This window comes from Dehalococcoidales bacterium (genome assembly GCA_030698765.1).
Taxonomy (GTDB): Bacteria; Chloroflexota; Dehalococcoidia; order Dehalococcoidales; family UBA2162; genus JAUYMF01.
In genome coordinates this window covers 1-8,534 of the sequence record JAUYMF010000186.1, presented here as the reverse complement: position 1 = coordinate 8,534, position 8,534 = coordinate 1, and the positions used below count along the sequence as shown (strand labels likewise).

Here is an 8,534-nt window from a genome sequence, read left to right as displayed (position 1 = left end):
ACCCCGTTATATCTTTCGTCTTCGGTAATCAGTCCGCGGTCGTACTGGTTTTCAATGGTGGCTGTGGCATTCTCTGCTTCTTCCAGGAGCTTTGGTTTGCTCAGTGGTACCTCGATATCGCTCATGGCGATGGTGGTACCTGATTTGGTGGCGTAGCGGAAACCCAGTTGCTTTATATTGTCGAGTACCGTTGCCATCCTCTCATGGGTTAACAGCTTGGAACAATCGGTTACTATTTGTTTTAAGCTCGATTTATCGATTACTTTATTGTAAAAGCCCAGCTCCGGCGGTAATGCTTCATTGAACAGGATACGCCCGACACTGGTCTTAATTCTCTGGCCGTTCTGGTTCTGGTCCCTGACCTCAATCTCAGCCCTGAAATCAATTGCCCCGAGTTCATAGGCAAGCTTGGCGTCTTCAAAGCTACTGGATATCTTCCCCTCACCTTTGGTTCCCGGTTTGATGGCGGTCAGGTAATAGCAGCCGAGTACCATGTCCAGCGTCGGGGTGACGATCGGTTCACCGCTACTGGGTACCAGAATATTGTGAATGCTGAGCATTGTCTCCCTGGCTTCTCTGACCGCGGCTTTGGAAAGGGGGACATGGACTGCCATCTGGTCTCCGTCAAAATCAGCATTAAAAGCGGTACAGACCAGGGGGTGAAGCTGGATGGCGCTGCCATCAATGAGTACCGGTTCAAAGGCTTGAACACTGAGCCGGTGCAGGGTAGGTGCCCGGTTCAGTAATACCGGGCGCTCTTTAACAACTTCCTCAAGTATGTCATATACTTCCGGTTTGGCTCTCTCCACCAGCCGCCGGGCGCTCTTGATGTTATGGGCCAGTCCCTGCGCCATCAGCCGGTGCATGACAAACGGCTTAAACAGTTCCAGCGCCATCCGTCTGGGCAGGCCGCACTGGTGAAGCTTGAGTTCAGGGCCAACAATGATGACCGATCGTCCACTGTAGTCAACCCGCTTGCCCAGCAGGTTCTGGCGGAAACGTCCCTGTTTACCGCGGAGCATGTCCGAGAGCGATTTCAATTTATGATTGCCGCTGGTGGAGAAAGATTGCCCTCCTCTTCTGCCGTTATCAATCAGTGAATCAACCGCTTCCTGGAGCATACGCTTTTCATTGCGGATGATAATTTCCGGCGCCTCTATTTCCATTAAGTGGCGCAACCGGTTGTTGCGGTTGATGACACGCCGGTAGAGGTCGTTGATGCCGCTGATGGCGAACTTGCCACCATCTAACTGAACCATGGGGCGGAGGTCGGGAGGTAATACCGGCAGTACTGTTAGAATCATCCACTCCGGTTTACTGTTGCTGCGGCGGAAAGCTTCCACCACCTGCAATTGCTTGCTTGCTTTCTTGCGGCGTTGCCCGGAATTAGAGCGCGTTTCCTGCTGTAACTGCACACGTAATTCGTTAAGGTTAATTTCTTTGCTGAGCCGGTAAATAGCTTCAGCTCCCATCCCGGCTTCAAAGACCCGCTCATATTTCTGTTTCAGGTCTTCGTACTGGTTCTCGGTAAGCAACTCTCGTAAGCGGAGGTCCTGAAGCTGGTTCAGCTCGGCGGAAAGCTGTTCTTCAAGCTGCGCTTTTTCCTCATCCCCGGTCCGCCGGAACTGGTTTATTTTTTCTACCGAGGCTGACTCCATCCCGGCGATTCTGGTTTCCAGTGCGCTCAAGCGCTCGGCAATTTTTTGCGAGTAACTTTCCTCGAGTTCCTTTATTGTCTCCTGGCGTGCCTCTTCATTGATTGAAGTGATGATATAGTGGGAAAAGTAAAGGACCCGCTCCAGATTTCGGGGAGACAGGTCAAGGAGCAGTCCCAGCCGGCTGGGAACTCCCTTGGCAAACCAGATGTGACTTACCGGGCAGGCCAGTTCGATGTGTCCCATGCGTTCCCGGCGCACCTTGGACTGGGCTACTTCGACTCCGCATTTATCGCAGATAACTCCCTTGTAGCGTATCCTTTTGTACTTACCGCAAAAACACTCAAAGTCTTTGGTCGGTCCGAAGATTCTCTCACAGAAGAGTCCGTCCCGTTCTGGTTTAAGGGTACGGTAGTTGATGGTCTCCGGTTTGATTACTTCACCGTAGGACCAGCTCCTGATCTGCTCCGGCGAGGATAAGGAAATACGAACGGCATCAAAATCATTGACTTCAAACATTATTTTTCTTCCCCTTCAGCTAATTCCGGCTCGGTCTCCGCTTCTGCCTCCAGCCTGGTTGTCTCCTCAGTTTCAGTCGGAGGGGTTGCTGCTTCCTCTCCGGTTACGTCCGCCCCGGTCTCGGTCTCCGCTTCTGCCTCCAGCCTGGTTGTCTCTTCAGCTTCGGCCGGTGGGGTCGCTGCTTCCTCTTCGGTCAGGTCTATCGCAGTTTCGGCCTCAATCACTGCTTCCAGGCGAGGTATCTGGGTGGTTTCCACGGTGAAAGGCAGCTTTTCCTCTTCGTTGATTACCTCAACGGCCAACCCTAAACTTTGCAGTTCCTTGACCAGGACTTTGAAAGACTCGGGGACGCCGGGCTGGAGGATGTCTTCGTTCTTGACTATCGCCTCATAAGCTTTGGCACGTCCGTTCACATCATCTGATTTGATGGTCAGGATTTCTTGCAGGTTGTGGGCGGTACCGTAAGCTTCCAGCGCCCATACCTCCATTTCACCGAAGCGTTGCCCTCCGAACTGAGCTTTACCGCCCAGGGGCTGCTGGCTGATTAAAGAGTAAGGGCCGGTTGAGCGGGCATGAACCTTATCTTCAACCAGATGATTTAGCTTCATCATATATATGTTGCCAATAGTTATCGGCTGATCAAACGGCAGCCCGGTGCGTCCATCGCGGAGGATGGCCTTGCCGATGATCGGTGTCGGGAGGTTCCTTTCCATGCTGACTTTGGTTACCACCTGCTTCAGTTGCTCCTGGTTGAGTTTCTGACTGGATATGCCCAGCTCCTGGAGCCATAAGCGCAGGCCAACGTCTCTGGCTATTCCCTGGTATTCGTCATTGAACACCTTGTCTCCATCATAGCCGTGGCTGCTGACCCAGGATATGGCTTTTTCCGTCTGCAGGCCGTCACTCTGATTATCCGGGTTAAGGCTGATTGCCTCCGCCTTTTGCGCTATCCAGATTCTGGCCAGAGCATCCTCAATGGTAACGTCAGTAGCGCCATCAAAAACGGGGGTGAGCGCTTTGAAACCCAGCATCTGGGCCGCCCAGCCGAGATGGGTTTCCAGTACCTGCCCGATGTTCATGCGTGACGGGACGCCCAGTGGGTTAAGGATAACATCTATCGGCGTGCCATCAGGGAGGAAAGGCATGTCTTCAGCTGGAGCCAGGATGGAAACAACACCCTTGTTGCCGTGCCGGCCGGCAAGCTTATCTCCGGCCGATACCCTCCGTTTCTGAGCCACCCAGACCTGGACCAGCTGGTGGACCCCTGCGGGCAGGTCATCACCGGAGAAGACCCTGACATCAATGACCTTGCCCCACTCACCGTGCGGTACCCGGAGCGAGGTATCTTTGACTTCACGGGCTTTCTCACCGAAGATGGCTCGTAACAGCTTCTCTTCCGCCGACAGTTCAGCTTCACCTTTCGGGGTAATTTTGCCGACCAGAATGTCATCCGGGCCGACCTCAGCGCCAAGACGGATAATACCATCTCTGTCAAGTTCCCTCAGGCTTTCCTCCCCGACATTGGGTATATCCCGGGTGATCTCTTCCGGGCCCAGCTTGGTATCCCTGGCTTCTACTTCATGCTTCTCAATATGGATTGAGGTGAAGGTATCCTGCTCAACGAGGCGGTTGCTGATGATAATGGCGTCCTCAAAGTTGTAACCTTCCCAGCTCATGAAGGCACAGAGAACGTTCTGTCCCAGGGCGAGTTCGCCCTGTTCCATAGAAGAGCTGTCGACCAGCACCTGCCCCGCCTCGACGTGGTCGCCCTTGTTCACTATCGGACGCTGGTTAATGCAGGTTCCCTGGTTGGTGCGTACAAATTTCAATAACGGGTAAACCTCTTCACCACCAGCATCACTGGCAATGATAATCTGTGAGCTGGTAGCCGAGCTCACGACTCCTTTGTTGCGGGCAAATATTACCTGGCCGCTGTGCCGGGCGGCTTCGGCTTCCATGCCGGTGGCGACCAGTGGCGCCCTGGGAGACAGTAAGGGTACGGCCTGCCGCTGCATATTGGAGCCCATCAGGGCACGGTTGGCATCATCATGTTCCAGGAAAGGTATTAATGATGTGGCAACACTGAATATCTGCTTGGGGGACACGTCCATAAAGTCTATTTTATCGGCTGCCTCCCGAAGGTAGTGGCCGCGGAGCCTGGCTTCAACTTTCTCATCGACGAACTGGCTGTTCTGGTCAAGCCGGGCATTGGCCTGAGCAATGGTATACCTGTCCTCTTCATCCGCTGATAGATAGATTACTTTGCCAGAGACAAAAGGCGCCACCTTTATGGTTCTTTTTTTAGCCAGCCTGGATAGCCGGTTGATGTGCTCCCGGGTAACGGTAGCGCCGCTTTCCAGAATAGTATCGCCTTTGTCATCAGGTACCGCCTCACGGGCTGTTTTGCCTTCCAGTTCCTCATCTGTACTCTCTAGTTCGGAGATAACCTTTCGGTACGGCGTCTCAATGAAACCATACGGGTTGACCTGGCTATACGTGGCCATAGAGCCGATGAGACCAATATTTGGTCCTTCCGGCGTCTCAATAGGGCAGATTCGGCCATAGTGAGAATAATGGACGTCACGGACCTCAAAGCCAGCCCGCTCACGGGATAGCCCTCTTGGTCCCATGGCTGATAGCCGGCGTTTGTGGGTCAGTTCAGCCAGAGGATTGGTCTGGTCCATAAACTGTGATAACTGCGAACTGCCGAAGAACTCCCTGATGGCGGTCACCACCGGGCGGATGTTAATCAGGGCGCTGGGAGTAACCGATTCCGCCGGAATGGTGCTCATGCGTTCTCTGGCGACCCGTTCCAGACGCATCAGCCCGATGCGGCACTGGTTTTGCAGCAGCTCACCGACGGTACGCACTCTCCGGTTCCCCAGGTGGTCAATATCGTCGGCGATATCAGTGCCGTTATTAATCATAATCATATGCTTGATTATATCCACCATATCTTCATTGGTTAGAGTGCGCTGGTTTTCCGGGACATTGATGTCCAGCCGTTTGTTGAGCTTGTAGCGCCCGACATATCCCAGGTCATAGTGCACAGTGTTGAAGAACATGCTTTCAATCAATCTTTTGGCATTTTCGATATTGGGCGGGTCGCCGGGACGTAGCTTTCGATAGATACTTATCAGGGCATCCGCTTCATTCCTGATTAAAGGGTCGCGCTCTATGGTGGTCCTTATGAACTGGTGCTCCGGCGATGAATCTTCCCTGGAAAAAAGGCTGAGCAGTTGTTCGTCATCGCTGTAGCCGATAGCGCGCAGTAATGTGGTTGCCGGGATCTTCCGCTTGCCGTTTATCTTTACGGAAATGACATCCGGATGGCTGGTCTCGAACTCCAGCCAGGCCCCGTGGATGGGGATCAGCTTGGCCCGGCATAATTTACGGCCGCTGGCCGGGTCTTCTTCGGTCATGAAGTAAACGCCGGGGGAGCGGAGTAACTGACTGACTACTATTCTTTCCGCTCCTCCGGTAATAAAGGTGCCTTTAGTGGTCATCAGGGGGATATCACCGAAAAATATTTCCTGCTGCATGATTTCCCCTTTTCCGGCGGCTCGGGGGTCTTTAATCACCAGAGAGGCATTGACATAGAGCGGGGCTGAGTAAGTCAGGTCACGCTGGCGGCATTCCTGTTCGGAGTGGCGGGGCTCACGGAACTCATATTCGGTCAGGTTAATCTCTAAACGGTTGCCGGTAAAGTCCTTAATCGGGGATACTTCCTCCAGCAGTTGTTTCAGTCCCTCTTCCTGGAACCAGCGGAATGAATCCAGCTGGATTTTGATCAGGTTGGGCACGTCCAGTATCCGGGGTAATCTGGCATAAGATTTACGTGAGACCTTGGTTATCATTTTCTCGGGGGGCGTTGATGACAATAGTACCATCTGCAGTTACACTCCTTACACAAGCCGATAGAATTTTTAGACTACTTTTAGATTAGAGCGGTTGATATCCCGAGCGGGACATGCGGAAAGAAAGGGTATTGCATGACGAAGAGTTACGAGTAAAAACGGTAAATTTGAGATAAAAAGCCGAAACTTTAAGAGGCATAGTCGCAACCTCTAATACTACCACCATTGTCAACGTTTGTCAAGTTTTTCTGCGCTTGGATAAATTTGGGCAGGATAATTATCCATAAATTAAAAAAGTAAGTTTCAGGGGTTGATTTTTCCGGAGTGCAGTCTGTCCCACTGCTCCCGTACTCTGGACTTTATCTCGTCAAGGTCTCCGGCATTCTGAATAACCACGTCAGCGTGTTTGATCCTCTCTTCTGTGGTTAGCTGGGAACGGATGCGGGCCCGGATTTGCGTCTCATCTAATCCACGCTGCTCCTTGACCCGTTCCAGCACCCTGTCTTCGGGGGCTACAGTGACCCAGACTTCGTCCACCACTGATGTCCAGTCGGCTTCAATCAGGATAGCCGCTTCAAGGACCACCACGTCTGCCCCCTGCCGTCGGTACTCTTCAATCCGCGCTTTGGCCATATCATTTATACGGGGGTGCATTATCCGGTTTAACCGCGAAAGAGCTTCCGGGTCATTGAAGACGATTCCTCCCAGCTTCTGACGGTCGATCTCTCCACCGGGGCTGAGAACCTCCGTGCCGAAGGTAGCCACTACTTCATGCCAGGCGGGGGTATCCGGTTTGAAGACTTCATGGCCCAGCTTGTCGGCATCTAAAATGATAGCCCCCATCTCAGCAAGGAAGCGGGCAACGGTACTCTTGCCGCTGCCGATACCGCCGGTAAGTCCAATAACCTTTGTCATTTAATCCGTCCCTTCATATTTCCCTGGCCAGAGTCAGTCCCCATACTGCTGTGGCGCCGGCGGCTTTCAGCGCCGCGGCGGCGGCATCGAGTGTGGCTCCGGATGTAGCCACATCGTCAATAAGGAGCACTTTTTTACCCTCTAATCTCCGGTCGCAGCAGGCGAAAGCGCCGGTGATATTGGTGTATCTATCCGCCACGGTGGTAGTCCTGGCCTGTGGAGCAGTGTGTCGTTGCCGGATAAGGCAATCATTAACTACCGGTAAACCGGTCAGTTTGCCCAGTTCCCGGGCCAGCAGACCGGACTGATTATAGCCTCGTTCTCTCAATCGCTTCTCGTGTAGTGGTACCGGTACCAGGACTTCGCCGGGTACGGAGTTAGCCAGAAGATATTCGCTGAGAAATTGCGCCAGAACGGTGGACAGAGCCCTCAGATTTTTGTACTTTAGCTGGTACACCATCTGGCGCGCCACTCCCTCAAAGCGCAGATAAGAGCGGATACCGTCTATTGCCGCCTGCCAGCTGACACAGCCCGGACACAAAATACCGCTGGGTTGGGGCCGGCCGCAGCGGGGGCAGAGTGGGGGCAGGAGACGGGGCAGCGAGATGGAGCAGGAAGCGCAGATGAAAGCGCCTCCCCGCCCGCAACCGATGCACTTCTGCGGAAACAGCAGGTTTAGTGCTATTCCTCCGAGTTTACTTGCCTGAGGAAGCACATTCAGCATAACTAATCGAGGGCTTTACGGTTCAAACGCCGGCTATTCAGCGGGAGCGGCTATTATGCAGTGTGCCGCTCATAATAGGTTCATCTATATAAACATCCCCGTTCCTGATTTTCAGGTTGAAGCCGCAATCGGGGTTAGTGCAGACCCAGGCTTTGTAGTGGATGTTGGCTCCCTGGCTGCCGAAATCGGATAATGGTACCAGGTCTCCGGTCTTGCACTTCTGACACTTGGGGAAACTCGCTTGTTCCATGAGGTCCACCTCCCAACCAGGTTTGAATTTTCTTCAGTATATACTAAGCACCGGTTGTTGACAAGGGTTTTTTTAACAGGCTCAAACCAATCCGACTATAGATAGCGCCCTGGCGGGTCAACTGGCTTCTCATCAGGCTGATAGTGTCCACTTTGATGATGGAATTCGCCCGGAAATCGGTGCCGGTGATAAGCTGTCCGAACCGTTGCCGTTCCGTCGGTGATGCCTGGTCACGGAGCCGCGCCAGCGTTAAGTGGGGTGTGAAGGGCCGTACTTCCGACGTAAAACCGAGCCTGGCCAGTTTGGTTTCAATCCGTTGCCGGAGCTGTACCAGCTTTTCTACTTCCCCGCTAATCCCCACCCAGCCCACGCGGGCTTTCTGTAAACCGGGAAAAACTCCCAGATTCTCGATCTTAAGCTGGAAGGAGGATAGCTCCCGGGCAGCTTCTTCCATTGCCGCGGTGATACCGCCGATGCTGTCCTGGGGAATATTGCCCAGAAACTTGAGCGTGATGTGAAGGCTCCGGGCGTCAACCCACTTAACACCGGACTGCTCATCTGATTTCAGCCGTGCTTCAAGCTGGTGGAGTTCATCTTTCAGCTCACCGGGCAGC

5 protein-coding genes and 1 pseudogene are annotated in these 8,534 nt (G+C 53.4%); all 6 read right to left on the bottom strand.

Going from position 1 to position 8,534, the window contains the following annotated elements:
• The coding region (gene rpoC, locus Q8Q07_09470; protein MDP3880514.1) for a DNA-directed RNA polymerase subunit beta' at positions 1-2,174 on the bottom strand (2,174 nt) is incomplete at its 3' end.
• A gap of 266 nt (positions 2,175-2,440) precedes the next feature.
• A pseudogene (locus Q8Q07_09465) lies at positions 2,441-6,064 on the bottom strand (DNA-directed RNA polymerase subunit beta).
• 270 nt (positions 6,065-6,334) lie between these two features.
• A complete protein-coding gene (gene coaE / locus Q8Q07_09460; protein ID MDP3880513.1) occupies positions 6,335-6,946 on the bottom strand; it encodes a dephospho-CoA kinase in 612 nt (203 codons plus the stop codon).
• A 13-nt stretch (positions 6,947-6,959) separates the two neighbouring features.
• Entirely contained in the window at positions 6,960-7,670 is a 711-nt protein-coding gene (locus tag Q8Q07_09455; protein MDP3880512.1) for a double zinc ribbon domain-containing protein, read from the bottom strand.
• 37 nt (positions 7,671-7,707) lie between these two features.
• Positions 7,708-7,920 (bottom strand): hypothetical protein, encoded by a 213-nt coding sequence (locus Q8Q07_09450; GenBank protein ID MDP3880511.1) that lies wholly within the window; start codon positions 7,918-7,920, stop codon positions 7,708-7,710.
• 43 nt (positions 7,921-7,963) lie between these two features.
• On the bottom strand, positions 7,964-8,534 hold a 571-nt coding region (thpR, locus tag Q8Q07_09445), incomplete at its 5' end, for an RNA 2',3'-cyclic phosphodiesterase (protein MDP3880510.1).

Coding starts and splice junctions, on each gene's coding strand:
- coaE (MDP3880513.1), bottom strand. CDS start 6,946: ATGACAAAGGTTATTGGACTTACCGGCGGTATCGGCAGCGGCAAGAGT.
- Q8Q07_09455 (MDP3880512.1), bottom strand. CDS start 7,670: ATGCTGAATGTGCTTCCTCAGGCAAGTAAACTCGGAGGAATAGCACTA.
- Q8Q07_09450 (MDP3880511.1), bottom strand. CDS start 7,920: ATGGAACAAGCGAGTTTCCCCAAGTGTCAGAAGTGCAAGACCGGAGAC.